Below are 25,534 nucleotides of genomic sequence, written 5' to 3'. Positions count from 1 at the left end.
AATGCTTAGTCAGACTATCATGATTCAGAATCCACATGGATTACATGCAAGACCTGCAGGAGAATTAGTAAAAATAGCTACTTCTTGCGATTCTGATATTACACTCATTGTGGGAGAGAGAAGAATCAATGCCAAAAGTATTTTTAGTATTATGTCAGCAGGGATCAAGTGTGGTACTCAAATAGAAATAGAATGTAGTGGTGAGACGGAAAAAGAAGACCTTGATTGCCTATTAAAAGCCATCGAACAAGGGTTAGGTGAATAATGAAAGAAAGATTTCTTTCGGTGAAGATATTTTTCTATTAAGCAAAAGCTTCGTTATAAACAGGTTATAACTGATTTATAACGAAGCTTTTAATACGACTATTTATATTCGATGCTTCAAGTCTAGTTAAAGTCTTTCATATAATCCCCATGTGCTTCGATCATTTCATCACACATTTTTATAATATCATCAATGGATAATTCAGCAGCTGTATGTGGGTCCATCATGGCAGCTTGATATATTTTATGTCTGTCTTTGGTTACTGCTGCTTCGATTGTTAATAGTTGAGCATTTATATTGCTTATATTCATAGCAGCAAGCTGAGTTGGAAGTTTGCCAACATAGGTTGGATGAATACCCATAGCATCAACCATACAAGGAACTTCTACACAGGCATCAGCTGGCAGATTATCGATAAGGCCAGTATTGATTACATTTCCACCAATTTTATATGGAGTATTGGTCACGATTGCCTCCATAATATAAGAAGCATATTCTTTGGAACGTTCATGTGTAATCTTGCCATTTTGTAAAATTTCATTTTTTTCTTTTTCCCAGCCTTCTATTTGCTTCATACATCTTCTTGGATATTCATCTAGTGGTATATTATATTTTTCGATTAATTCTGGATATTTTGATTTAATAAAGAATGGATTATATTCCGCATTGTGTTCACTAGATTCAGTACAATAATATCCAAGATGCTTTATATATTCGTAACGAACCATATCATTATGTTTTTCATTGCTAGAATTCTTGAGAGCCGCTCTCTTCTTTATTTCAGGATATAAATCATTTCCATCTTTATCGTAGAGTTCTAATAACCAACCCATATGATTGATACCAGCAATTAGCTCTTTTCTACCTTCAAGTTTATCCTCCATACCCAAATCCTCTAATAAATGTTCAGAGCATACTTGAACGCTATGACATAGACCAATTGTTTTTACCTTGGTGAAACGTTGCATAAACCCTGTAAGCATAGCCATTGGATTTGTATAGTTTAAGAAATATGCATCAGGACAAACATCTTCCATATCTTTTGCAAATTCTGCCATGACAGGAATGGTTCTTAGTGCTCGCATGATTCCACCGATTCCCATTGTATCTGCAATGGTTTGCTTTAAGCCATATTTTTTAGGGATTTCAAAGTCTGTAATTGTACAAGGATCATATCCTCCAACTTGAATGGCATTAACCACGAAAGTAGCGTCTTTTAAAGCCGCTTTTCTATTTTCAACACCCAAATAGCATTTTATATCTGCTCTGTCATTATTTATGTTTTTGTTGATTGCTTTTAATATTATTTCACTTTCACTTAGTCTTTGGGCATCAATGTCATAAAGAGCAATTTCACTATCTCTTAAAGCGTTGGTGCACATGCAATCTCCTAATACATTTCTTGCAAATACAGTACTTCCAGCACCCATAAAAGTAATTTTCATATTATTTTCCTCCTAAAATTCGTTTGGCTTTTATTACAAATTAATTATAGAATATTAAAAGTTCATATTCTATGTGACATGTTTCGAAAAGTTGTTATTATGTTGAATTTTTAGGAAAATTTAAAAACATAAGATTTTATAAAGTGAAGTATCAAAAAAGAATAATTACTATTTTTTTATATGAAAACATTATATAATTATTTTAAGCATTAGAGTAAGCAGTGTGACCAATACTAGATGATATAAAATAGCTAAGGAAATATAATATGAAAAAAAGAATAGAACAAAAAAATGATAACAAGGAAAAACTAAAACAACTTCATAGCCAAATTGCACAATGTCAACTATGTGAAGAGACGTTTGGATTTAAACCACATCCCATTCTTTTTGGGAATTGCAATGCAAAAATCATGCAAATAAGTCAGGCACCATCTAAAAGTGTTCATGAAACAGGCAGACCGTTTCATGATGCAAGTGGGAAAAAACTTCGAAATGAATGGTATCAAATAACAGACGAGGAATTCTATAATCCTGATAATTTCTATATTGTATCAATGGCTCATTGCTACCCAGGCAAAGCCTCAAAAGGCGGAGATAGACATCCCCCAAAGATTTGCTCTAAAACGTGGCTACGAAGAGAAATGGAGCTTGTGGAAAATGAAATCTATATTATTATTGGTGGAATTGCAGCAAAATATTTTTTTCCAGACGAAAAGATTTCGGATTTAGCATTTGAGGACAAAACAATCAATGGAAAACCAGCTTATATTTTGCCCCATCCATCGCCTCTTAATATGAAATGGTTCAAAGATTATCCTGAATTTGAAGCGCAAAGATTACCAATCATTCGAAAAGAAGTGCATCGATATATAAAGTGAAACTTATCTAAGGAGATTTTATTTATGAAAAAGAAATATATCTGGCAGGAGGATGCTTTTGGGGAACGGAAAAATATTTGGAACATGTTTTAGGAATATTAGAAACAGAGGTTGGATATGCAAATGGATTGACAAAGAATCCGACCTACGAAGAGGTATGTCATAACAATACTGGACATGCAGAAACAGTCAAAGTTGTCTATGATGACGATATCATAGGACTATCTTATCTTTTAACACTTTATTATGATGTTATTAATCCAACATCCATCAATCGACAAGGAGGAGATGTTGGTTCGCAGTATCGAACGGGTATCTATTATACAGATAACAAAGATGAAGAGATGATACTTGCATCAATAAAAGAGCTACAAAAAAAGTATGACGAAAAGATTGCCATAGAAGTATTACCACTTACGAACTATTATAAGGCTGAAGAATATCATCAAAAATATCTTACCAAGAATCCAAACGGGTATTGTCATATTGGAGTCGATAAGTTTGAAAAGGCCAAAAAGGCAAGAGATGAAAGTAAAAATCGATAGATAGAAATCAAAATACATTTAAGAAGTTGAAAAATATCGTTAATTTTTTCATATATTGTATAATTACTTCATAAGTTCGAATATATTATAATAAAAATTACTAGGTTAATCGAATGTTTCGTGATAACAAGGGAAGGAAAATCTATTCGTGCAATCAAAATGACTCGATAGAAAAGCGATATGTAAATCCATCTGATATTTATATTATAAATGGTTATAACATCGAAGTTTTTTTAAAGGAATTAAATGCTCCAAATAGTATGGTCTTTGATGAGGATGGAGCCATCTTTTTGACCGATTCAGGATTGGCAAGTGGAAATCCTAAAGTATTAAAATTAGTAGAGAATCATTTGGAGACAGTGGCAGAAGACTTTGTCACTCCCATATCAGGAATAAATTATTTAAACGGTGTACTTTATGTGTCTCATAGAGGATTTGTAACAAAGATATACAAAGATGGTACAAGAGAAAATATTATCATGGGATTGCCAAGCAATGGAGATCATTATAATAGTCCAGTTACTTTTTCACCAGACAATAAATTATATTTTGGACAGGGGACAGTGACCAATAGTGGAGTAGTTGGAAATGACAATGAATGGGTACCGATTTCTCCACTTTTATGTGATTACTCTGGAGACTATGTCATGTTACGCGGACAAAATTTTTCAACAAACAATATTTTAGCAGAAGGCTTGTCAGATGATATTGCATTAACCGGTGCTTTTTCGCCCTATGGAATACCCAATATACAATTTGAGGTTCGAAAGAAATATATCAAGGCATCAGGAAGTATATTAAGGGCAAATTTAGATGGTTCCAATTTGGAACAAGTTGCGTGGGGATTTCGCAATCCCTCCTGTTTAAGATTTGATAATAGTGGTCAACTGTATGCAATAAATAATAGCTATAATTCAGTAGGAAGTAGGCCGATTGAAAATGCGCCAGATGAGTTTTATTATATTTTTCCTAATTTGTGGTATGGCTGGCCTGATTATTCAGCAGGAGAGGCAGTGAATTCACCTAGATTTAGACCAGCAGGAGGTGTCCAACCGACCCTTTTGTTTAAAAATCAGCCAAATGTGCCACCAAGACCTTTTGTCACGTTTCCGCCTAATTCGACTATAAGATCGTTTGAGTTTAATTACAACATGGAGTTTGGACCTTATGGGGATGTTTATTTGGCGGAGTATGGAAGTACAATTCACACAAGAGTTGGTGATGTCGTATCCTATACAAATGCAGGTCATCGCATATCCAAAATAGATATGAAATCAAGGTCAATTAGTACTTTTGCTATCAATAAAACTGGATTTCCCTCCTCTTTATCAAAAGAAGGAGGCTTTGAAAGACCATCACATCTCGTATTTGGGCCTGATGGTGCAATGTATATCATAGATACAGGACTAAATATATGGGGAGACCCAGATGCTTTTATCCCTAATACAGGAGTAATATGGCGTGTATTTCGGACAAATGATTTGATATAATTCTTAATAGAACAAAAGCATAGTTGAAACAATATCGTAAGATATAGATTGGAGGATAAGATATGGTACCTGAAATGAAATATAGCTATGAAACGATGCCAAAGGTTATTAATTATCCAAAGGGAACGAAAGTAATAAAAGGGGATAAAGATAACATAAGAGCATTTATAAGTGATGATATCATTTATTGTAAGAGAGATGGAATCGAATTAAGGCTTAGAATGGTTTACCCAATGTCGCTTGAAGAGCATAAGAAATATCCCCTCTTTTTTCATGTACAAGGTTCCGCGTGGATGAAACAAAACTTAAATGACCACATATTGGATTTGAAAGATATTGTTACAAACGGTTACATTTTAGCAATCGTAGAATATCGTTTTAGTGATGTTACATTATTTCCAGGACAGATTTTAGACGCCAAATGTGCCATGCGCTATATTCAAAACCATAGCGACGAACTTCAAGTTGACTTAGAAAATGTCTTTGTATCAGGAGATTCAAGTGGAGGACATACGTCTACCATGTGTTGGGCAACCTGGAAGAATGGAATGCTTGATTATACGAATGAACCTCTTTGTAGTGTCAAAGGGTTTATTGATTTGTATGGGGTAAGCAACTTAGCCTCGATGCATCATTACGAATCTGCATTTGAGCATGAAACAAATTCACCTGCAACAGCCATACTTGGTATTGACCATCTTTCAAATCATTTGGAAAAGGCACTTACGGCATCGCCTATTTACTTTATTAATGATGAATCAAATGATGATCCGTTGTTAATCATGCATGGTAATAAGGACCGTGTTGTACCATTTGAACAAAGTATAGAGTTATTTGAGAAATGTGTAGAGCATAAAAAGAAGGTTGAATTTTATTGTGTAGATGATGCCGATCATGGAGGAAGTGTCTTTTACTGTAAAGAAACCTTAAAGCAAATTATTGAATTCTTAAAAAAATATACGATTTTATAATGCGGAAAAAAACTGTCAAGAGAAATATCTAAACAAGCGTATCATTTACTATGATTGATACGCTTGTTTTTTATACCCAATCACTTAGACTTGAGTCGTCTTGTCTGTGATTGGGTATTTGCGATTCCATTGGTTTACATTTTGACAGTTTGGCTGTATATTGGTTATATATGGTAGAAAATAACTAAATACGGGGGAGAGAATAGTTGAAATGACGAAACATAGACTTGAGATAAAGGTAATTCTTTTGTATTTTGCTGTTATTTTATTTATTATTGGAATGTATTTTAGAACATTTCAATTTGTCTATATGGAGCATGAAAAAAAGATAATGGGAGAAGAAAGCATTGCAACCTTACAGACCATCCAGACCGCGATTAGTACAGTTATTAAAAGCGCCAACGACTTTTCAAAGTTAGTGCTTGCAGATGAAGTCATTCAAAAGGTCATGAATTCAGGTGATTTATTTGGTAATATCTCAGAACAGTCTGCTTTAAACCAACGAATCTATGCGCAAACACAATTCTCAGACCTGATAGAATCCGTGTGGTTTATTGATTCGAAAAATCAAATCCTATCCATTGGAGATCAGTCCAATGACTTTTATAGCATTGACTCATTACATGACTTTACATGGTATGAACCAGTGTTGCTAAAAAAAGGAGGCTATGAACTGGTTGTTACGACACAAGAAGAAACCAATTCAATATCTATGATTCGGCCCTATAAGAACTTAGAAAATTTTGAAATCATTGGCTTTTATAGTATTAATATAAAAATAGATGCCTTGCGCTCTACTTATCTAAATGCTCTAGATCAAGGCAGTGAAGAAATTGTAATTATGGATCAAGAAGATAATTTTATCTGTAAGGATGGGGTTTCTATTTTAGATAAAGGGGAATTTGCTAGGTTTAATCATAAGTTAAATAACATGACAAAGGATAGCTTTATGGAGCATATCAAAGTCAATGGCGGGAGGTATCTGATTACTGGGGTAAAGATTCCCAAAGAAGGTTATACGATTCTTCGAATCTTACCGATTGATATGAAGCGCTATAACACAGAAATGCTCTCTATTAATATAATACTAATTATTATTAGTTCCGTCTTAATATTGATTGGTTCTGTCATTATTTCAAGAGCAGTGACAATGCCAATTCAGTTAATGCTTACACATATGAAGCAGGCTGAAACAGGTGAATTTTATAAGATACATGAAAAATCCTTTTTTAAGGAATTTACGATTTTATTTGAAGGCTATAATTTAATGATTGAAAAAATCCAATTGTTAATTCGACAAACCATAGAAAAGCAGAAAATAATTCGAAGGGTAGAGCTAAATGAGATGCAAGAGCAGATGAAGCCTCACTTTTTATATAATACGTTAGATGCCATTGAAGCACTTGCCATGTTGGGAGAAAATAAAAAAGTATGTGAGCTAGTACAAGCCTTAGGTGACTTTTACCGAAGGAGTGTAAGTAAAGGTAGAGATATGCTTACGGTAGCAGAAGAAATTAAGATTGTAGAAGATTACATTAGTATCATGAAGATTCGATTTAGTGATACCTTCATAGAGCAAATCACAGTAGATGAATCGGCACTAAATTATCGTTTGCCAAAGCTTACCTTACAGCCTTTAGTGGAAAATGTGTTCCAGCATGGAATTCGAGAAAAAGAAGAGATAGGACATATCTTTATTGGAGCCAAGATGGACAAAACCATACTACATATCTGGGTGATGGATGACGGAGATGGAATACCAACTCATATTTTAGAACATATAAAAAGTAAATCCCAAAAAGAGGAACAAACTAGTTTTGGACTAAGGGGAACCATTGAACGAATGCAGCTTATTTATGAAGAGCGTTTTTCTTATCGCATTGAAAATGGTGAATTGACACAGATACATTTTTATGTAGAGATGAAAGAGTATTAAAAAGGGAGAGGGGTTATATGGAACAATTAAAAGTAATTCTAGTAGATGATGAAATGTTAATAAGAAAATCCTTGCGGATGAAAATTGATGCAGAAAAATTAGGATTAGTTATTATAGCAGAATTCTCCAATACCAAAAAGGCACTTGAAAAACTTTCGGAATTAGAGCCAGATATTATTATCACAGATATATGCATGCCAGGAATGGATGGAATTGAGTTTAGTGAAGAATGCATTCATCTCTTTCCGCAAATAAAGGTCATTATTTTAACAGGCTATGATGAATTTAATTATGCCATGCGCAGCATAAAAATTGGGGTGGCAGATTATTTATTAAAACCAATTAAAGAGGAGGCATTAAATAGCTCATTATATAAAATAAGAACAAAGATTTTTGAAGAAAGAAGCAAAAAAGAAGAACGCAAAAAACTTGAAATGCAAATCAAGGAGCATATTCCAGTATTTCGTGAGAAATTCTTAATTGAGATAATGAATCGTAAAATTGAAGATGGTGTATTTCGAGAAAAGATGGAAAGTTATCAAGTAAAATTGCATCCAACCGATGCAAGAATTCAAATCGCTGCCATTGAAATCAAACCAGTAAAGTCTTTTCTTGTGGAGCATAGTGATATTTTACTGTATCTAAAAGCGAGGGAATTGATTGAACAGTTTTTTGAAAGCGATGAGTATTTGTTTTTCTTTAAAGATGAATTGGGACGAATCATAGTCGCAAATAATAACCCAAGTATGCCTTTTATCGAGTGCCTGGATTTATTACAAAAGATGATTATAACTAGATTAAAATGTTACATAAACATAGGAATTAGTTTAAAAAAGAATAGTTATCAAAAGCTTGGGGCGGCTTATAAGGAAGCAATTGAAGCGTTGAATGTTGGAAGCCTTGAGGCAAATAACTGCATTCTTTCGTATTCGAATCTAGGGAAATTAGAACTTGAAGTATCGGGTGAGGAACAATGTATCTGGAATGAGATTGCTTCCTTGGTACAAAATGGAATGGTTGATAAGGTAGATGACCAACTACTCTTACTATGGGAATTGTTTGAACATGATAAAGAATATGGTTTGCAAAAAGCAAAGATAAGAATTGGTGATATTTATTCTTGGTGCCTAAAAATCATGGTAAGTATGCAAATCGAAGATTACTATAAAAAGTTAAGTAAGTTAGAGGGAACCTATGAAAAGGATTTGGACTTACCGACCATGTATCAGATTGCCAAAGAAGTCTTACTCTATACCGCAAGTGAGATTGCCCGTATTAATGAGAAGGAAAAGGGCGATTTGATTGAAGCAATTCAAAAGTTCTTGCTTCAAAATATGGATAATCCTCAACTTAATATGAATGAAGTGGCAGAGAAGTTTCATATCAGCGCAGGATATATGGGACGATTATTTAAACGTTTTGTAGGCAAAACCTATAGCGAATATTTATCTGAAATTCGTTTAGAAAAAGCGAAAGAATTATTGCTTCATTCTGAGTTAAAGGGGTATGAAATTGGAACCTGTATTGGTATTCATGATGCACATTATCTAAGTATCTGGTTTAAGAAAATGACAGGTTTTTCATTAAGTGAATATCGAAGAGGTTCAAATAATGAATGAATTATTTTCTCTGCAAAAAAAGTGAATGTTGTAGTTATAATTATGAATGTATTCCTATCGTACCATTCATGTAGAATAGAGGAAACAATAATTATTGTAAAAGAATGGCCATTCTCTACAAACAAACTATACTGGGAGGTATGTATGAAATGAGATTGAAGAAGGTAGGAGTCTTATTATTAAGCGCTGTTATGACAATGCAGCTTATGGCTTGTGCAGGCACATCTACAAAAGGGGACACAAAAGATACAATCACAACAACTGAGGACAAAACCAGTGATGATACGTCAATAAAAGAAGACGTAAAGGAGGAAGCCAAGGAAGAGGTCACTATCACCATCTGGCATCAATCTGTAACGGACACAGATCCTGTTAAAAAAATCATTGAAGATTCTGTAGAAGATTATAAAAAGCTTCATCCAAATGTAACCATCGTACAAGAAGGGGTTACTGGAGAACAATATAAGACAAAAATAAAGACTGCTTTTGCCGCAGGCGAAGCACCTGATATTTCTTATATGTTTGGGGGTGGAAGCTTTGTAAAACCATATATTGATGCAGGCTATTTATTACCAATTGATGAATATCTGACAAGTGATGTAAAAGACAAAATATTAGATGGTATGCTTGAAAATTGCACCTATAATGGAAAAATTTATACATTTCCAACCATTACCTTCTTAGCAAACTTATATTGCAATACGGAAATGTTTGAAAAAGCAGGAGCCACCTATCCAACGACATGGACTGAATTATTAGATGCAGTTGATAAATTAAAGGCAGCAGGCTATAATCCAATTATTCTAGGAGAAAAAGATAGATGGCCTGGTATGTACTGGTTTGACATCATTTCCGCAAGACAGGTGGGAAATCCTGCGATAATGGAAGCGTTTAAAGATCCAACCAAATTCAACAGCGAAGGCTTTGTAAAGGCAGCCGAAAAAATGCAAGAGTTAGTAAATGCAGGTGCTTTTAATTCAACCATGCTTAGTATGAGTTATGATGAAATGGTATCTGGATTCGCGGCAGGTCAAGGAGCTATGCTATTCCAAGCCAACTGGATTCATCCAAACTTTGAAAATGAGGATGCAGTTACCAATGGAAAAGTAAAAGCAATCGCTTTTCCTATTATTGAAGGCGCTGCTGGAACAGCAACCGAATTTTCTGGTGGAAGTTCAGACGGTTATTACATCAATGCCAATACCAAACATCCAAAAGAAGCCTATGAATATCTTGCTTATTTAAGTGAGCGAATCGGAATCGAAGGCTATGAAGCTGGCGCAGGACTTCCTTGCTGGGATGCTTCTAGTGTAGATGCAAGCAAGCTTTCACCGCTTAGCCAGCAATCCGCACAGCTTATGGAGACTGGAACATCTTACATTACATGGTGGGATAACATCTTAAGTGCTGACGATTCAGAAAGCTATAAAAATTTGGTTGCAGAATTACTTGCATTAAAGATAACTCCTCAAGAGTTTGCCGAAAAGATGTCAAAATTGCAGCCATCAGAGCTTTATTAATATAAGAGAGGGGCTGTCGAATGACAGCCCCTTATTAGAACCAAACAAATAGATAAATCACTCAGATAATTATTGGAGAAATTATGAATAAAATATTATCGAATAAGAAAGTGTTATGTTTGTTTTTACTACCTACGCTTCTTATAACGACACTGATTGTTGTTATACCTATTTTTATTTCCTTTTATTATAGTATGTTAGATTGGGATGGAATTGGAAAAGGAAGCTTTATTGGTCTACATAACTATATAGAATTAGTGCAAGATACGCGCTTTTTAAATTCAGTGAAAAACTCATTACTATTCGCGGCATTGTCTATCTTTATCCAACTTCCTTTTTCTCTTTTACTGGCCATTGTGGTCGCTAACGTAAGCAGAGGAGAAAAATTTTACCGTACGGCATATTTTATTCCAGTTATTATTTCAACGGTAGTAATTGGGCAGCTTTGGCAAAAAATATACAATGGAGATTATGGATTGTTGAATGCGTTACTTGATAACCTTGGACTTACCAACCTAAGTCAAGACTGGCTGGGGCAAGAAAAGACCGCTTTACTATGTAGTTTCATTCCGATTCTTTGGCAGTACGTGGGATATCATATGTTGATTATGTATGCAGGTGTGAAATCGCAACCACCCGAATATTTAGAAGCAGCACTTATGGATGGTGCTAGTAAAGTTCAAGTCGCATTCCGTATTACAATTCCGCTGTTAAAGCCAATTCTTAAAGTCTGTGTTACCTTTTCCTTAATAGGAGCATTAAAGGTATTTGACTTAATATATGTCTTAACAAATGGAGGCCCTTTTTTTTCTACAGAGGTTCCAAGCATCTATATGTATACAACCATTTTTGATTCGTATCATTATGGATATGGAAGTGCAATTTCTATCTTTATTATTTTAGAATGTCTTTTGTTTACGGTATTTCTAGGATTTTTATTTAAAGAAAAGGAGGTATTGTAATGAAAAGAAATTGGAAAAAATGGTGCATACAAATCGCTTTGATATTATTTGCTATCATTCAAATCTATCCATTGTATTGGCTTTTGACCTTTTCTTTAAAAAGCAATACCGAAATATTTGGCGGTAATGTAGCAGGATTACCACATAAATGGAAGTTTGAAAACTATCTAAGTGCCATTGGAGAAGCAAAGGTTTTAAATTATTTTTTTAATAGTGTGTTTGTTACGTCGATTACCATTTTGATTGTAATTATTCTGGCCTCAACAAGTGCATATGCAATTGAACGAATGATATGGAGAGGAAGGCAGACCGTTATGAAAATCATCTTACTAGGTCTTATGGTTCCCATTCATGCGGCATTACTGCCGTTATTTATGGTACTCAAACAACTTCATATCTTAAATACATATTTCGCACTTATCATTCCTTATGTGGCGTTTGGGCTTCCTATGGCTGTTTATATTGTGGCAAGCTTTCTATCCTCCATTCCACGCGAAATGGAGGAAGCGGCAGCGATTGACGGGTGTGGAACAATACGTATCTTTGGAAATGTAATATTTCCACTGGTAAAACCAGCACTTGCAACAGTTGCCATCTTTACCTATATTTCATCATGGAATGAATTGATGTTTGCAGTTACCTTTGTAAGTAAGAAAGAGTATAAAACGTTAACGGTTGGAATTATGTCCATGGTAGGGGCTTATACGACTAAGTGGGGAGAGATTGGAGCTGGACTTGTAATTGCTACCATACCAACGATACTTATCTATCTGCTTTTAAGTGATCAGGTGCAAAAAAGTATTGTAGAAGGAGCCGTAAAGGGCTAGGAGATAGGCAACGAGTCCTTACATATAAGAAAAAAGTGGAAAGAGATATAATAAATCTTTCCACTTTTTTCTATAATAACGAGATAATTTTTGTAAGATCATGAACAGGGGCAAGACAAGCATGATTTTCACATAGATAAAAGAAGGGTTCATCCGTTGTCAAAGGGTAATCTTTGCTAAACTCTGCTAATTGAGAGAGTGCTTCTTTTGTCTGTTTCGTTTTTACCAATATCGACAATTGAGGAAGAAAATGACTTGATATCATTTCATTTAACTCCTCCATGGATTCATCAGTTGGAAGGACACATACCAATTCCTTTGTAGGATATAACTCTTGCATGAATGCCATCATAGAAAAGCAAAAAGCATTTGGATAGTGAACCACTTCATTAGTAAGAAAGTTAAGCTGTTTATCAAGTGTTTTTCGAAGGCTTAAATTCCCCGTTAAGCGATATAGCTTTTCCAATACGTAAGCAGCAACGGAATTTCCTGATGGTATAGCGCCGTCATATACTTCTTTGGGACGGGCAATTAAGGACTCTGCCTCACTAGAATATAAATAAAATCCTCCACTTGTATCATCAAAAAAGAGTTCGATTAATTGTGTAATCCAAGAGAGTGAGCGTCTTAGATAATCCGTTTCTAGCGTTGCTTCATATAATTCCAATAAAGCCCAGCTATAAAAAGCATAATCGTCAATATGGCCTACACCACTTGCCTTACCATCACGATAATGAACAAAAAGGGTTGTACCATCTGTCAAATGATTACAAAGGAAGGAATCTGCCGCTTGTGCCAGATGAAGGTATTTTTCTTTACGCAGTACTTTATAAGCTTTTGCAAAAGCACCAATCATGATTCCGTTCCAAGAAGTCAGTATTTTATCATCTTTATGAAGCGTTGTTCGCTTATAACGGTAATCATATATTTTAGTACGCATTGCATTGATTCGTTTATCTTCCAATGGCGTAGTGGGGTGAAGTGACTTGATTCGATTCGGAATACTCTTTCCTTCAAAATTTCCCTCTTTTGTGATGTCAAAATAGGAATTAAAATATGCTGCATCTTCTTTTCCGAGCACTTGCTCGATTTCCTTAGGATCAAATACATAATATTTTCCTTCCACACCTTCGCTGTCAGCGTCTTGTGCGCAATAAAATCCCCCTTCTGGATGTGTTAATTCTCGCTCTACATATGCGAGAGTCATTTCTGCTATTTCTTTATACGATTGCTTACCCGTATATTGGTAGGTATCGATGTATGCATGTACAAGCAAAGCATTGTCATATAGCATCTTCTCAAAATGAGGAACCAACCATTTTTCATCTGTTGAATATCTGGAAAAACCATAACCTACGTGATCAAAGATACCACCAAGATACATTGAGTCAAGTGTTTTTTCTACCGCTTTTAAGGCCATGTTATCTTGTTTTAAAGCGGCATAACGAAGTAAAAACATTAGATTATGCGGGGTTGGAAATTTAGGTGCATGTCCAAAGCCGCCATAGGTTGAATCAAATTGTTGCAGTAGATTTTTGGCAGCTTTTTCTATTGTCTTTATATTTATCTTTTGCGAACTCTCTTGCATCGATTCTTTTTGCAATGATTGTGTAACTGCAAGGCTCGTATGCACCAGATCATTTCTGTCTTTTAACCACTTTTCATGAATGGCCTTTAGTAAATCCAAAAATCCAGGCAGTTGGTAGCGAGAGTGTTTTGGGAAATAGCTTCCAGCAAAAAAAGGCTTTTGATTGGGCATCATAAATATAGTGAGTGGCCAACCGCCACTACCAGTTAGACCTTGGCATACAGACATATAGATACTATCAATATCAGGTCTTTCTTCTTTATCCACTTTTATTGATATAAAATGTTCATTTAGATAATCAGCCACCTCTTGGTCTTCAAATGATTCATGTGCCATTACATGGCACCAATGACAAGTACTATAAATATAACAAGTTAGCTATACCCAATAGATAAAAAGATGGGTTTATCTTCTGCTACAGCTTTTTTAAATGCATCTGTACTCCATGGGTACCAGTTAACAGGGTTATAAGCATGTTGAAGCAGATACGGTGATTTTTCTTGTAACAGTCTATTGGGTTGCTTTGTAGTTGTTGTCATTTGAACACCTCCTTTGAAAGGTTTTATCGCTTTGTTAATAGTAATCTATTTTAGTATAAGCAAATTTTGTTGAATTATTTCTTAGAATTTAACTATTTTAACAAGATAATAGAATTGTTTTTCCTTCATACGTTATACTTTTTAATTTGAACAATTTCACGCATTCTAAAGCATTATAACGCTTTTCCATTGACATTTTAACACATTTAAGGTATATTTGTTTTTGATATTGTACGCTAAGCAGATGCAAATGTGCGTACACATGACACAGTCGAAACAGGAGGAATATTATGAAAAAAGTAAGATTAGTAGCTTTAGGTTTGGCAACAACTTTAGCACTTGCATCACTTGCAGGCTGTCAAAGTAAATCAGAAACTGATACAAAGCAAGGAACAGATACAAATACAGATACAAGCACAGATTCTAGTGCAAATGCAGGTGGAGAAACATATGTAATTGGTGGAATTGGACCTCTTACAGGTGATGCCGCTTCTTATGGAATTTCTGTAAAACAAGGCGCAGAAATTGCAATTAAAGAAATTAATGATGCAGGTGGCGTAAAGGTTGGAGATAAGACACTTCAATTAAGTCTTAAATTCGAAGACGATCAAGCTACACCAGATAAAGCAGTTACTGCATATAACTCATTAATGGATAGCAAAATGGACGCTCTTTTAGGTGCAGTTACTTCAGGTTCTTGTTTAGCGGTAGCAAATTTAGCACAAGAAGATGATATATTAATGCTTACTCCATCAGGTTCAGCGCAAGATATTACAAAGAACACTAACGTATTTCGTCTTTGTTTTACCGATCCTTTACAAGGAGAGACAATGGCTGAGCATATGATTACAGATTTAAAATTTAAAAATGTAGCAGTTATCTATAAAAATTCAGATGAATATAGCACAGGTGTATACGAAGCATTTGCAAAAAAGGTTGCAGAATTAGGTGGAACAATCACAACAGCAGAAGCATTTGCAGATGGAGAAGATTTTAATACACAGCTTACTTCAATCAAAGGAACAGATGCAGAAGCAATTTTTGCTCCAATTTATTACGGAGATGCATCTCACATTGTAACGCAGGCAGCAGATCTTTCTATGACATTACCTTTCTTTGGTAGCGATGGATGGGATGGAATTCTTGATACGGTTACAGATAAAGCGACTGTAGAAGGAGCTACTTTCTTAAGTCCATTCTTCTCAGGAGATAAAGCAGCCGCTGATTTTGTTACAAAATATAACGAAGCTTATAAAGCGACTCCAGATCAGTTTGCAGCAGATGGTTACGATGGTGTTTATGTAATCAAAGCAGCATTGGAAAAAGCAGCATCAACAAAAACAGCAGATTTAGTAAAAGCAATGACTGAGATTTCTGTAGATGGTCTTACAGGAGAAAAAATCAGCTTTACAGAAGATGGCGAGCCACAAAAAGCTGCTAAATTTATCAAAATTGTAAATGGTGAATATACAGCAGAATAAGAATGATATATTTTATGTAACATAAAAGAAGTGATGAAATAGATAGTAAAAGATTGATGGTTTGGGAGTTGCTCACTCCTGCTATCAATCTTTTACAGATTTCAGTTGATAAATACAACTTTTAAAGAATTAAAGGCTGTATTTATCAGCTGAGATAAAGGCTTATAAAAGCAGGAGGGTAAAAGAATGGGAATTCTTCAAAATATTTTAGAGCAATTTATAAATGGGCTTCGAAGTGGTAGTATTTACGCTTTGATTGCTCTTGGTTATACAATGGTTTATGGAATTGCAAAGATGATTAACTTTGCACATGGTGATATTATCATGGTAGGTGCATATGCACTTTATGTTGGTTTATCCATACTTCATTTACCAGCGATTCTCGCAATACTTCTATCACTTGTCGTTTGTACAATATTTGGTGTAGTAATTGAACGTGTGGCTTACAAACCACTTCGCTCGGCACCACCTTTAGCTGTACTTATTACGGCAATCGGTGTTAGTTTTTTATTACAAAGTGTTTCCTTGTTGATTTTTGGTGCAACTCCAATTCCACAGGAATCAATCGTTAAATTTGCAGGAATTAAGATTGGTGGTTTATCAATTTCAGGAATTACGGTTGTTACATTAATTGTAACAACGATTTGTATGATATCTCTTACTTGGTTTATTCAAAAGACAAAGATGGGAAGTGCAATGCGTGCAGTGGCAGAAGACAAAGGTGCCGCTGAGTTAATGGGTATTGATGTAAATAAAACTATATCATTAACTTTCGCAATTGGTTCTGCGCTTGCCTCCATTGCTGGAATTCTTTATGTTTGCCAGTACCAGTCTTTAAAGCCAACGCTTGGAGCGATGCCTGGTATCAAAGCCTTCGTAGCAGCGGTGCTTGGAGGAATTGGTAGTGTTCCAGGAGCTATGCTTGGAGGTATTATCTTAGGATTGATTGAGAGCTTATCAAAGGCTTATATCTCAACGGAGCTTTCTGATGCAATCGTTTTTGGTATTCTTGTTCTTGTTTTATTAATTAAGCCATCTGGTTTGCTTGGTAAAATAAGAAAAGAAAAGGTTTAATGGAGGAAACAAGTGATGAAAAACAAACAAATAGATAAGCAGCTTATTAAGAATTTAGCAATTATCGTCATTGTATTCGCGGCCATTGAATTTCTTCTTTATGGGGATTTATTGACCCGTCAGTTTCGAAGTTTATTGATTCCAGTATGCATTAACGTAATTCTTGCAGTTTCTTTAAACTTAACAACTGGATTTCTTGGCGAATTAACCCTAGGTCATGCAGGCTTTATGTCAGTAGGAGCTTATACAGGGGCATTGGTTACGATGAACTTAAATCTGCCAATGATAATAGAGTTTCCAATTGCGCTCATAGCAGGAGGATTGGTGGCATCATTATTCGGTGTTATTATAGGTGTACCAGTACTTAGACTTCGCGGAGATTACTTAGCGATTGTTACTTTAGCATTTGGTGAAATTATCAAATCAATTATTAACTCATTAAAGATTACCAATGGTGCAATGGGATTATCAAACATTGAACTTCATGGAAACTATAAAAATTTTGGATATGTATTTTTCTTAACCGTAATCACGATATTTGCGATTAAAAATATGGTAAATTCAAGACAAGGTAGAGCAGTATGCTCGATTCGTGATAATTATATTGCAGCGGAAGCAGTTGGTATTAATGTAAGTAAATTCAAAGTTATGGCTTTTGTGGTTGCTGCATTTTTTGCAGGGATTGCAGGTGTTATTTATGGTCATAATGTAGGTACTTTAAAACCAACTACATTTGATTATAATAAGTCGATCGAGATTTTAGTTATCGTGGTACTTGGAGGAATGGGAAGTATAAAAGGTTCTGTAATTGCCGCTATCATTCTTACGATATTACCAGAGATGTTACGTAGTGCAGATGAATTTAGAATGTTCTTATATGCAGTTGTGCTAATTGCAATGATGATATTTAATTCTTCTCAAATAAAACAACGCATTTTATCAAGTGATATCTTTTTAAAATTGAAAAAGACAAAAAAGGAGGCGTAAATCATGGCATTATTAGAAGTTAAAAATTTAGGAATTTCCTTTGGTGGTTTACGCGCAGTTGATGATTTTAATATAACCATTGAAAAAGGTTGTTTGTATGGATTAATTGGTCCAAATGGAGCTGGTAAAACTACAGTGTTTAATATGCTTACTGGCGTTTATCTTCCAACAGATGGGAGTATTCTATTAGATGGAACGAATTTGGTGGGTAAGAACCCAGCACAGATTTGCCAAAGTGGAGTTGCAAGAACGTTTCAAAACATTCGTTTGTTTGGGAAAATGACAGTACTTGATAATGTAAAGGTTGCCTTGCATAACGAATATAATTATTCTTTGGCAAGTGGATTACTTCATCTTGGCAAATATAAAAAGACAGAAGCGGCTATGGATCAGAGAGCACTTGAAATATTGGATGTATTTGGAATGAAGGAATACGCGGGTCTTCTAGCCTCCAATCTTCCATATGGAGAGCAAAGAAAATTAGAGATTGCAAGGGCTCTTGCAACCAATCCAAAGCTGTTGTTATTAGATGAGCCAGCGGCAGGAATGAATCCAAATGAGACAGCAGAGCTTATGGATACCATTCGTTTTATCCGCAACAAATTTGAAATTACAATCCTATTAATTGAACATGATATGAAATTGGTTACAGGTATTTGTGAAAAGCTTACTGTGTTAAATTTTGGAACAGAGCTTACAACTGGTACACCTGAGGTGGTATTAAACGATCCAGAAGTTATTACAGCATATCTTGGAGAATAGGAGAGGATAAACGCATGGCAATGTTAAAGATAACAGATTTAGAAGTAAGTTATGGTATGATACAGGCAATCCGCGGTATCAACTTTGAAGTAGAACAAGGTGAAGTAATTGCGCTAATTGGTGCAAATGGAGCTGGTAAAACAACGATTCTTCATACCGTTACGGGATTATTAAAATGCAAAGCTGGGAAAATAGAATTTGAGGGCAAAGACATTACAAAGTTGCCTGGACATAAAATTGTTTCTCTTGGAATGGCACATGTACCAGAAGGAAGAAGAGTATTTGCAGATTTATCCGTACTTGAGAATTTAAAGCTAGGTGCTTATACGAGAACGGATAAGCAAGAGATCGAAGATACGCTGAAAGTCATTTATAAACGCTTTCCAAGACTAGAAGAGAGAAAATCTCAAATGGCTGGAACACTAAGTGGTGGTGAACAGCAGATGCTTGCGATGGGACGTGCGTTAATGTCACATCCAAAGATTATTTTAATGGATGAACCTTCCATGGGATTATCACCAATATTTGTATCCGAAATATTTGATATTATCAAGGAAATCAGTGCCAGTGGTACAACTGTTCTTGTGGTAGAGCAAAATGCCAAAAAAGCATTATCCATTGCAGATAGGGCATATGTTCTGGAAACAGGTAATATTGTTTTAGAAGGAGCAGCTAAGGATTTACTGGAAAATGATTCTGTTAAAAAGGCATATTTAGGAGAATAATATGGTATAATTTGCTTAGATCCAAGCAGCAAAAATGATAATTGGGAGGGATTTTATGAGTAAATATGTAATCACTATTGCAAGAGGGTATGGAAGTGGTGGTAGAACCATAGGAAAGATGCTTTCAGAAGAGCTTGGAATACATTATTACGACAGAGAGCTTCTTCGCCTTGCATCCGATGAGAGCGGAATTAGTGAAGAACTATTTGGAAAAGCAGACGAAAAGATTAAGGAAAGCTTTCTTTATAAGATTATGAGAAAATCTTACTCTGGTGAAATTATTACACCAGATAGCGATGATTTCATTTCAAATGACAATCTTTTTAATTATCAGGCAAAAGTAATAAAGCAACTGGCAAAAGAAGAGGAGAAGTCATGCATTATAGTGGGGAGATGTGCAGACTATATCTTAAAGGATCATAAGAATGTGATTCGAATCTTTGTACATGCGCCACTCGAACATTGTATTGATACGTTAGAAAAGATGTCCCACGGTTCAAGAAAAGAAATACAAAAAAAGATTGAATCAATTGATAAACATAGAGCGGCGTATTACGAATACTATACAAAGAGAAGATGGGATAATGCAGCAAATTATGATCTTTGTATTAATACTAGTGAACTAACCTTTGCACAAGCAGTTACCCTAATTAAAGAATACATTAACATACGTATTCAATAAGAATAAAAAATGAGTAAGACAAAAAAAGTCTTGCTCATTTTTTTTTAGCTGTGAGTTTTGTAAAGAAACAGGCACAAAGCCTTTTTTTTTACATAAATATAATAACTACAAAAGCAAATCCTTGTAAAAGTGATAAAAGTATAAATGATTCATTATATGCATTCGTACGATAAGAGTGTGTGATGCTATCACAGATAAATAATGAGAAATCATTATAATAGAATTATAAGCAACAAATGAAATTATTTTATTTTGAGAGGAGTAAACATATGGGAGCATTAAAGATTACAAAACAAAATTTTGAAAAAGAGGTTTTAAAATCAGATAAACCCGTTTTACTGGACTTTTGGGCAACTTGGTGTGGTCCGTGTAAAATGGTAGCACCGATTGTAGATCAGGTAGCAGAGGAGACAAAGCATGCAGCAAAAATCGGTAAAGTAAACATAGACGAAGAACCAGAGCTTGCCAAGGTTTTTAACGTTATGAGTATTCCAACCCTTGTTTCCATGAAAGATGGTAAGATCGTAAAGAGCACTGTAGGTATTCAAAGTAAGCAAAGTATTTTAGCAATGGTAGTAGAGTAAAGAATAAGAGGAAAGACCAAGAGAACTTTCTTTTGGTCTTTCCTCTGTTTTAAGAGACTTTTTCCTTAACCAATCAATACTTTATTTTTCCCAGAAAGCTTTGCTTGATACATTACTTTATCAGCCATCTCAAAAAAATCTTGAGGGCTATATGTACTAGAAGGATAGCTAGCAATACCACAACTAAAAGTAATTCGTTGATTCGGCATAAAATCAAAGACATAATGATAAAGATTATTCTGTGCGGTTTCTATCATTGTCTTTGCCTCTAAAGGAGAGGTTCTGGGGAAAATAATAGTAAATTCTTCACCACCATAGCGAAACACATGCCCGTAAATATTACAGGAAAATTGTAACTGTGCTGCAAGATAGATGAGAACCTCGTTTCCTTTTTCGTGCCCCCAAGTATCATTTACTAATTTGAAATTGTCAATATCAATCACTGCAATGGTTAAAGGCGTTTCGTTGTTCTTAATACAAGTATCTAACATGTTATAAAAAGTTGACATATTATGTAGACCAGTCAAAGAATCGCATTTTAAAAGTTCTTCTAATTGTAACTGTTTAAATGAGCTTGCTTTTAAAATATCATTTTTTGCATTCTCAATATTAAGGAGAAGGATTGTTGTGATATAACAGCCAAATAATAATATGTAAGCAACGAAAGTATGAAGAAGAAAAAAAGTATCATTGGGATAGGAGTCTAGTAAGGCAAAAACAATGCTAATACTTACAAAAACGACGGTAATAAGTGTTATTGTAGAAGTCATTTTTCTATCGCTGTAAATAAGAGTCAAAAAGATTGGGAAGCAAAGTACAGTGATGGTAATAGTAAATACATTATGTACACAAGCAATTACTAGAAATTGTGTAGATAAGATTATGATAGAGTAATAATTTTTAGCACGCTCGGAAAGCCTTTTACATGATAATGAGCGACGTCCGATTATAACAAGTAAAAAATTAATTGAGGAGGGTAATACGATATATAGCAAGATATATTGAAAGGTTGGTAACTTAATCGTTTGAGGAAGATAATGGAATAATAGAGGGGATATCACTATTTCAAGTATAAGTGTAATACATGCAACCAGTAAAGCGATATAGTTAAAATTCTTTCGCCATTTTAGATATAGCTCATCGAAGTTTTTCATTGGTTCACCTTCTTATGTTTTTATACGACGTTTTACGCTATTATTGTGTATATTATATCATAGTTCTGCTTTATGGTGCAATCCATATTACTAATAAGAATTTTTTTACTATCGTGCATGATATACAAAAATGTCGTATCTTTATTATTTATGGTATACGTTGTAAATTTAAAAAGAATTATGTATGATTATGCTATGATACACTTAGTAGGGCTTGAGGGTGAAGCTTCTAATTAAGTCTAGTACAAAAGATAATAAGGAGTAAAAAAATGGATAAGACAAATCAAGGGGTAAAAGAAAGAAAGTATAATGATAAGGCACAAAGAAATAAAGCCATCAACTGGTTTATGTTACTTGGTACTACAATACTTTATGTAGTATATGCTTTCGTGTTATTAAATACCTATCGGATTCATGCAACAAAACTTTGGATAACAGCGATTATTATTCTTCTAAGTGGAATCGCAATAGCAATTAACTGGACAGTATATTGTAAAAAGCCTACAAGTGATAAGCTTGGCTGGGGGAGTCAGACCAGCTATATGATAATTTATTCTTTTTACTTAATCTTTGCTGGCAATACCTTTGTAAGAATTAGTGTGATTCCAGTTTTATGTGCAGCGATTTTGTTCTACGACTTAAAGCTATCCAAAATATTTTGTCTGTGGACTGCAATCGTCAATATCATCTATACCATAGTTATGATGTTATCGAAAGCGGATAACATGACTTTAAATTATATGGAATTAATTATTATGTTATTAACATTGAATACGATATACAAGTGCACAGACATTGGGCACCGATTTTCTTACGATATGCTGCATACTGTAAAAGATCAACAGAAGTTACAAAATGAGATGCTAGTAGACATTTTAGAAATCGCAAAGATTGTACAAACGAAAACAACAAAAAGCAATCAGTTGGTACAAAACCTATCAGAATCAACTGAAATTGTAAATACGTCAATTTCTGAGATTTCAGCAACGACACAAGCAAATGCAATTAACATACAAGAGCAAAATGTTATGACACAATCCATCCAGCAATCCATCAATCAAACAGTACAACGTTCTGAAGAGATGGTTACGGTGGCGAATAATTCAACGGAATCTATTAAAGAAGGACTTCAAATTATGAATCATTTAAAGGAGCAATCAACGTATATTGCATCTGCAAATGAACTTGTGGTCAATTCCATGCAACGACTGCAAGAAAAGACAAAAGAAGTGCATGATATTGCCAATATTATATTTAATATTTCAAGTCAGACCAATCTATTAGCATTAAATGCTTCCATTGAAAGTGCCAGAGCTGGAGAGGCAGGGAAAGGATTTGCGGTAGTGGCGGATGAAATCAGACAACTTGCAGAGCAAACCAGAAAATCCACGGAGAATATTACTACGATTATTGAAGAATTAAATCAAAATGCAATCGAAGCCTCTAATAATGTAAAAGAGTCCATTCAATCAACGGATAACCAAGGTGGATTGATTGCAACTGCATCACAAAGCTTTGAAAAAATAAATGATAATGTGTTAGTTTTGTCAGATAACATTGAAGAAATTGATCATAGGTTGATTGAGCTTGCAAAAGCAAATAATCATATTGTTGATAACATCAGCCAATTATCTGCAACAACTGAAGAAATTATGGCTAGCTCAGAAGAGGCGGCAGCAATCAGTGAAAAGAATCTACAAAATGCGGATGAAACAAAAGAGTATTTAAGTGAAGTCATTGAGACAACAAAACGTTTTGATAAGTATTTAGAACCAACTCATGAATAGTATGTTGGGAAGCTTGCTAAGCTTCCCAACATACTATTTTTTGTGCAATGTGGAGAGGTTTTACTTCCACTCAGTATCGGTATTTAGTTCGTTGTATCGGTCAATTAAAAAAGAAAGTCTGAGTAGGAAAACAGTGTTTACATCTGTAAAATCGATTTCGCATAATTCAACAATTCGATTTAAGCGATAAACGAGAGAATTCCGATGAATGTATAAACTTTCCGAAGTCAACTTGATATTGCAGCCTTTATCAATATAAACACATAAGGTTTTATATAGCTGTGAACTATTCTTATGATCATACAAACGAAGCGTTGTCAATGCAGGATGGCAAAATCGACCTAATTGATCCGGATGTTTTGTCTCTGAAAATAATTTAAATATTTGATAATCTTGGTAGTGATAAAGGAGCTCTTCTGTCTTTAATTTCTGGCCTAATTCATAGGCAGTATGCGCTTGCTCATAGTAAGTAACAAAGTTTTCAATGGAAGAAAAGGAATTACTGATTCCAATTCTGATATGCTCCTCCAGACATAATCGCTTTAGCAATTCATGTAATTCAACCCCAAAATCGACTACTTCCTTAAGTGGAATTACTGCCACAATTCCCTTTTTGTGATACGTAGTATGGGTACCTGGAATCAGAGTTTTTAGCTTCTTATAGGTAAGATTGTTTAAAAATTGGGAACCCATATATCTGGTAGGTCGAATAAACAGTACTTTCATTTTTGCAGGAAAATAAAGCTTTGAAATTCTTGGTAGAATTTCTTTGGAAGGAGCACCAATTAACATATCGTAAAGTAATTCGTGATATAGACTATTACCTTCCAGTAAATCAGGGGTATAGTACGCAATCGTGTAGCTAATGACATGACTAATGGTGCTTAAAAGATCAAAATGAGAAGGGAGAATTAAATTATCTCCTTCTATCATTAATAAAAAACCAATTTGAGTCTGGTTATGAAAGACCTTACTAGTTAATTTGCGGTAAGGAGATTGTGGGCAAGTTACTTCAATAGCAGCGGTGGTAGAAGAAGCATTTTGAACAGCTTTTAGTTCTCGTACACCACTTATGAAATCATAGGAACAATATCCTTGCAAGGTATTCTCACTCCAGAGAGGATCTTTTACTGGTATGGTGGAGGAACTCGCGATAATTTTAAAGTTCATGTCACAAAAAAGTAAGGAGCATCCAAGTCTAATCGAAGCAGCATCAATCACAGTTTCTATGCTGTGAGTTTTATCAGCAAGATCAGTTAATTCTTCAAAGATACCTTTATTACTAGTCGTATCAATTAAGGTCTTAGCATCATTAAAGATAGCAAATAAATAATCTTCTTCAATTAAAATCACATTACATTCAGATTCTAATTTAGGAATGCAGCTGGTCTTGGCAAGGATACAGTGAGAGGGAGGAGTAAGAAGGTTATTGAATTGTCTGTCATAACCAAAGTATAGCGTATTTTTTAAAGTGTTATCATGTTTATTATCTAGAAATGCAATATCTTGTATCTCTAGGTCCTCCCCTGTGCTAAGATGTATAATTTCATATTCCTCTGCTAATTTCTGTACTAAATGTGTAAATGTCATAGTTTTCCCCTTTATCAATTATGTACAAAATATTTAGTTGTTTTATTACTTTTACTATAGTGCATCATAAACAAATTGTCAATTTTTTATCATATATGGTGCACGTTGTAAATATAAGGGCTA

23 protein-coding genes are annotated in these 25,534 nt (G+C 34.5%); 18 read left to right on the top strand and 5 right to left on the bottom strand.

What is annotated here, in order from left to right:
• Position 1 precedes the first annotated feature (1 nt).
• Positions 2-265: an HPr family phosphocarrier protein gene (locus F7O84_RS10240; RefSeq protein ID WP_151144615.1), complete on the top strand. Its 264-nt coding sequence runs from the start codon at positions 2-4 to the stop codon at positions 263-265.
• A gap of 122 nt (positions 266-387) precedes the next feature.
• Here the strand turns inward: F7O84_RS10240 and melA are convergent, their stop codons facing one another.
• Positions 388-1,710, bottom strand: a complete 1,323-nt coding sequence (gene melA / locus F7O84_RS10235; protein ID WP_151144611.1) for an alpha-glucosidase/alpha-galactosidase — start codon at positions 1,708-1,710, stop codon at positions 388-390.
• Positions 1,711-1,976: 266 nt separating this feature from the next.
• Here melA and F7O84_RS10230 point away from each other — a divergent pair, with 266 nt between their 5' ends.
• The 9 genes from F7O84_RS10230 to F7O84_RS10190 all read left to right on the top strand — a co-directional run bounded on the left by F7O84_RS10230 (position 1,977) and on the right by F7O84_RS10190 (position 12,458).
• Entirely contained in the window at positions 1,977-2,588 is a 612-nt protein-coding gene (locus tag F7O84_RS10230; protein WP_151144608.1) for a uracil-DNA glycosylase family protein, read from the top strand.
• Between the two features lie 20 nt (positions 2,589-2,608).
• Positions 2,609-3,133, top strand: a complete 525-nt coding sequence (gene msrA / locus F7O84_RS10225; protein WP_151144605.1) for a peptide-methionine (S)-S-oxide reductase MsrA — start codon at positions 2,609-2,611, stop codon at positions 3,131-3,133.
• Between the two features lie 113 nt (positions 3,134-3,246).
• A complete protein-coding gene (locus tag F7O84_RS10220; RefSeq protein ID WP_151144602.1) occupies positions 3,247-4,623 on the top strand; it encodes a PQQ-dependent sugar dehydrogenase in 1,377 nt (458 codons plus the stop codon).
• 62 nt (positions 4,624-4,685) lie between these two features.
• Positions 4,686-5,594: an alpha/beta hydrolase gene (locus F7O84_RS10215; RefSeq protein WP_151144599.1), complete on the top strand. Its 909-nt coding sequence runs from the start codon at positions 4,686-4,688 to the stop codon at positions 5,592-5,594.
• A gap of 211 nt (positions 5,595-5,805) precedes the next feature.
• Positions 5,806-7,530 carry a sensor histidine kinase gene (locus F7O84_RS10210; protein ID WP_151144597.1) on the top strand — a complete coding sequence of 575 codons (1,725 nt, stop codon included), beginning with the start codon at positions 5,806-5,808 and terminating at the stop codon, positions 7,528-7,530.
• Positions 7,531-7,547: 17 nt separating this feature from the next.
• A complete protein-coding gene (locus F7O84_RS10205) occupies positions 7,548-9,149 on the top strand; it encodes a response regulator (RefSeq protein ID WP_151144595.1) in 1,602 nt (533 codons plus the stop codon).
• A 149-nt stretch (positions 9,150-9,298) separates the two neighbouring features.
• Positions 9,299-10,669, top strand: a complete 1,371-nt coding sequence (locus tag F7O84_RS10200) for an extracellular solute-binding protein (RefSeq protein WP_151144592.1) — start codon at positions 9,299-9,301, stop codon at positions 10,667-10,669.
• An 83-nt stretch (positions 10,670-10,752) separates the two neighbouring features.
• Entirely contained in the window at positions 10,753-11,631 is an 879-nt protein-coding gene (locus F7O84_RS10195; RefSeq protein WP_151144589.1) for a carbohydrate ABC transporter permease, read from the top strand.
• Positions 11,631-12,458, top strand: coding sequence for a carbohydrate ABC transporter permease (locus tag F7O84_RS10190; RefSeq protein ID WP_151144586.1), 828 nt, complete (start codon positions 11,631-11,633; stop codon positions 12,456-12,458). The genes F7O84_RS10195 and F7O84_RS10190 overlap by 1 nt, the downstream gene beginning before the upstream one ends.
• Positions 12,459-12,528: 70 nt before the next feature.
• Here the strand turns inward: F7O84_RS10190 and F7O84_RS10185 are convergent, their stop codons facing one another.
• A complete protein-coding gene (locus F7O84_RS10185) occupies positions 12,529-14,382 on the bottom strand; it encodes a thioredoxin domain-containing protein (RefSeq protein ID WP_151144584.1) in 1,854 nt (617 codons plus the stop codon).
• A 38-nt stretch (positions 14,383-14,420) separates the two neighbouring features.
• Entirely contained in the window at positions 14,421-14,585 is a 165-nt protein-coding gene (locus tag F7O84_RS19425; protein WP_151144581.1) for a DUF255 domain-containing protein, read from the bottom strand.
• Positions 14,586-14,875: 290 nt separating this feature from the next.
• Between F7O84_RS19425 and F7O84_RS10175 the strand changes: the two genes are divergently transcribed.
• The 7 genes from F7O84_RS10175 (at position 14,876) to trxA (ending at position 20,880) form a co-directional block, all read left to right on the top strand.
• Positions 14,876-16,066: an ABC transporter substrate-binding protein gene (locus F7O84_RS10175; RefSeq protein WP_151144577.1), complete on the top strand. Its 1,191-nt coding sequence runs from the start codon at positions 14,876-14,878 to the stop codon at positions 16,064-16,066.
• Positions 16,067-16,252: 186 nt separating this feature from the next.
• Positions 16,253-17,140 (top strand): branched-chain amino acid ABC transporter permease, encoded by an 888-nt coding sequence (locus F7O84_RS10170; RefSeq protein WP_330578763.1) that lies wholly within the window; start codon positions 16,253-16,255, stop codon positions 17,138-17,140.
• Between the two features lie 15 nt (positions 17,141-17,155).
• Positions 17,156-18,127 (top strand): branched-chain amino acid ABC transporter permease, encoded by a 972-nt coding sequence (locus tag F7O84_RS10165; protein ID WP_151144574.1) that lies wholly within the window; start codon positions 17,156-17,158, stop codon positions 18,125-18,127.
• A 3-nt stretch (positions 18,128-18,130) separates the two neighbouring features.
• Entirely contained in the window at positions 18,131-18,889 is a 759-nt protein-coding gene (locus tag F7O84_RS10160) for an ABC transporter ATP-binding protein (protein WP_151144571.1), read from the top strand.
• A gap of 14 nt (positions 18,890-18,903) precedes the next feature.
• Positions 18,904-19,614 carry an ABC transporter ATP-binding protein gene (locus tag F7O84_RS10155; RefSeq protein ID WP_151144568.1) on the top strand — a complete coding sequence of 237 codons (711 nt, stop codon included), beginning with the start codon at positions 18,904-18,906 and terminating at the stop codon, positions 19,612-19,614.
• A gap of 55 nt (positions 19,615-19,669) precedes the next feature.
• Positions 19,670-20,296, top strand: a complete 627-nt coding sequence (locus F7O84_RS10150; protein ID WP_151144565.1) for a cytidylate kinase-like family protein — start codon at positions 19,670-19,672, stop codon at positions 20,294-20,296.
• Positions 20,297-20,565: 269 nt separating this feature from the next.
• On the top strand, positions 20,566-20,880 hold the full coding sequence (trxA, locus tag F7O84_RS10145; RefSeq protein WP_151144562.1) for a thioredoxin: 315 nt from the start codon (positions 20,566-20,568) through the stop codon (positions 20,878-20,880).
• Positions 20,881-20,945: 65 nt separating this feature from the next.
• Here trxA and F7O84_RS10140 read toward each other — a convergent pair whose 3' ends face one another.
• Positions 20,946-22,034: a GGDEF domain-containing protein gene (locus F7O84_RS10140; protein ID WP_151144559.1), complete on the bottom strand. Its 1,089-nt coding sequence runs from the start codon at positions 22,032-22,034 to the stop codon at positions 20,946-20,948.
• Positions 22,035-22,303: 269 nt separating this feature from the next.
• Here F7O84_RS10140 and F7O84_RS10135 point away from each other — a divergent pair, with 269 nt between their 5' ends.
• Positions 22,304-23,821 carry a methyl-accepting chemotaxis protein gene (locus F7O84_RS10135; RefSeq protein ID WP_151144556.1) on the top strand — a complete coding sequence of 506 codons (1,518 nt, stop codon included), beginning with the start codon at positions 22,304-22,306 and terminating at the stop codon, positions 23,819-23,821.
• Between the two features lie 60 nt (positions 23,822-23,881).
• Here the strand turns inward: F7O84_RS10135 and F7O84_RS10130 are convergent, their stop codons facing one another.
• Positions 23,882-25,411, bottom strand: a complete 1,530-nt coding sequence (locus F7O84_RS10130; protein ID WP_151144553.1) for a PucR family transcriptional regulator — start codon at positions 25,409-25,411, stop codon at positions 23,882-23,884.
• Between the last annotated feature and the right edge of the window lie 123 nt (positions 25,412-25,534).

The sequence above is a fragment of the Candidatus Galacturonatibacter soehngenii genome (assembly GCF_008830185.1).
GTDB lineage: Bacteria > Bacillota > Clostridia > Lachnospirales > Lachnospiraceae > Lachnotalea > Lachnotalea soehngenii.
Note: the sequence above shows the minus strand (reverse complement) of the source record. Positions and strands in the feature narration are given on the sequence as shown.

Excerpts from the sequence above, each read along its gene's own strand:
- F7O84_RS10210 (WP_151144597.1), top strand. The coding sequence starts at position 5,806 with ATGACGAAACATAGACTTGAGATAAAGGTAATTCTTTTGTATTTTGCT.
- F7O84_RS10175 (WP_151144577.1), top strand. The coding sequence starts at position 14,876 with ATGAAAAAAGTAAGATTAGTAGCTTTAGGTTTGGCAACAACTTTAGCA.
- melA (WP_151144611.1), bottom strand. The coding sequence starts at position 1,710 with ATGAAAATTACTTTTATGGGTGCTGGAAGTACTGTATTTGCAAGAAAT.
- F7O84_RS10185 (WP_151144584.1), bottom strand. The coding sequence starts at position 14,382 with ATGGCACATGAATCATTTGAAGACCAAGAGGTGGCTGATTATCTAAAT.
- F7O84_RS10220 (WP_151144602.1), top strand. The coding sequence starts at position 3,247 with ATGTTTCGTGATAACAAGGGAAGGAAAATCTATTCGTGCAATCAAAAT.
- F7O84_RS19425 (WP_151144581.1), bottom strand. The coding sequence starts at position 14,585 with ATGACAACAACTACAAAGCAACCCAATAGACTGTTACAAGAAAAATCA.
- F7O84_RS10150 (WP_151144565.1), top strand. The coding sequence starts at position 19,670 with ATGAGTAAATATGTAATCACTATTGCAAGAGGGTATGGAAGTGGTGGT.
- F7O84_RS10165 (WP_151144574.1), top strand. The coding sequence starts at position 17,156 with ATGAAAAACAAACAAATAGATAAGCAGCTTATTAAGAATTTAGCAATT.
- F7O84_RS10140 (WP_151144559.1), bottom strand. The coding sequence starts at position 22,034 with ATGAAAAACTTCGATGAGCTATATCTAAAATGGCGAAAGAATTTTAAC.
- F7O84_RS10160 (WP_151144571.1), top strand. The coding sequence starts at position 18,131 with ATGGCATTATTAGAAGTTAAAAATTTAGGAATTTCCTTTGGTGGTTTA.
- F7O84_RS10130 (WP_151144553.1), bottom strand. The coding sequence starts at position 25,411 with ATGACATTTACACATTTAGTACAGAAATTAGCAGAGGAATATGAAATT.
- F7O84_RS10170 (WP_330578763.1), top strand. The coding sequence starts at position 16,253 with ATGGGAATTCTTCAAAATATTTTAGAGCAATTTATAAATGGGCTTCGA.
- F7O84_RS10200 (WP_151144592.1), top strand. The coding sequence starts at position 9,299 with ATGAGATTGAAGAAGGTAGGAGTCTTATTATTAAGCGCTGTTATGACA.
- F7O84_RS10205 (WP_151144595.1), top strand. The coding sequence starts at position 7,548 with ATGGAACAATTAAAAGTAATTCTAGTAGATGATGAAATGTTAATAAGA.
- F7O84_RS10215 (WP_151144599.1), top strand. The coding sequence starts at position 4,686 with ATGGTACCTGAAATGAAATATAGCTATGAAACGATGCCAAAGGTTATT.
- F7O84_RS10155 (WP_151144568.1), top strand. The coding sequence starts at position 18,904 with ATGGCAATGTTAAAGATAACAGATTTAGAAGTAAGTTATGGTATGATA.
- F7O84_RS10135 (WP_151144556.1), top strand. The coding sequence starts at position 22,304 with ATGGATAAGACAAATCAAGGGGTAAAAGAAAGAAAGTATAATGATAAG.
- F7O84_RS10190 (WP_151144586.1), top strand. The coding sequence starts at position 11,631 with ATGAAAAGAAATTGGAAAAAATGGTGCATACAAATCGCTTTGATATTA.
- F7O84_RS10195 (WP_151144589.1), top strand. The coding sequence starts at position 10,753 with ATGAATAAAATATTATCGAATAAGAAAGTGTTATGTTTGTTTTTACTA.
- trxA (WP_151144562.1), top strand. The coding sequence starts at position 20,566 with ATGGGAGCATTAAAGATTACAAAACAAAATTTTGAAAAAGAGGTTTTA.
- F7O84_RS10240 (WP_151144615.1), top strand. The coding sequence starts at position 2 with ATGCTTAGTCAGACTATCATGATTCAGAATCCACATGGATTACATGCA.
- F7O84_RS10230 (WP_151144608.1), top strand. The coding sequence starts at position 1,977 with ATGAAAAAAAGAATAGAACAAAAAAATGATAACAAGGAAAAACTAAAA.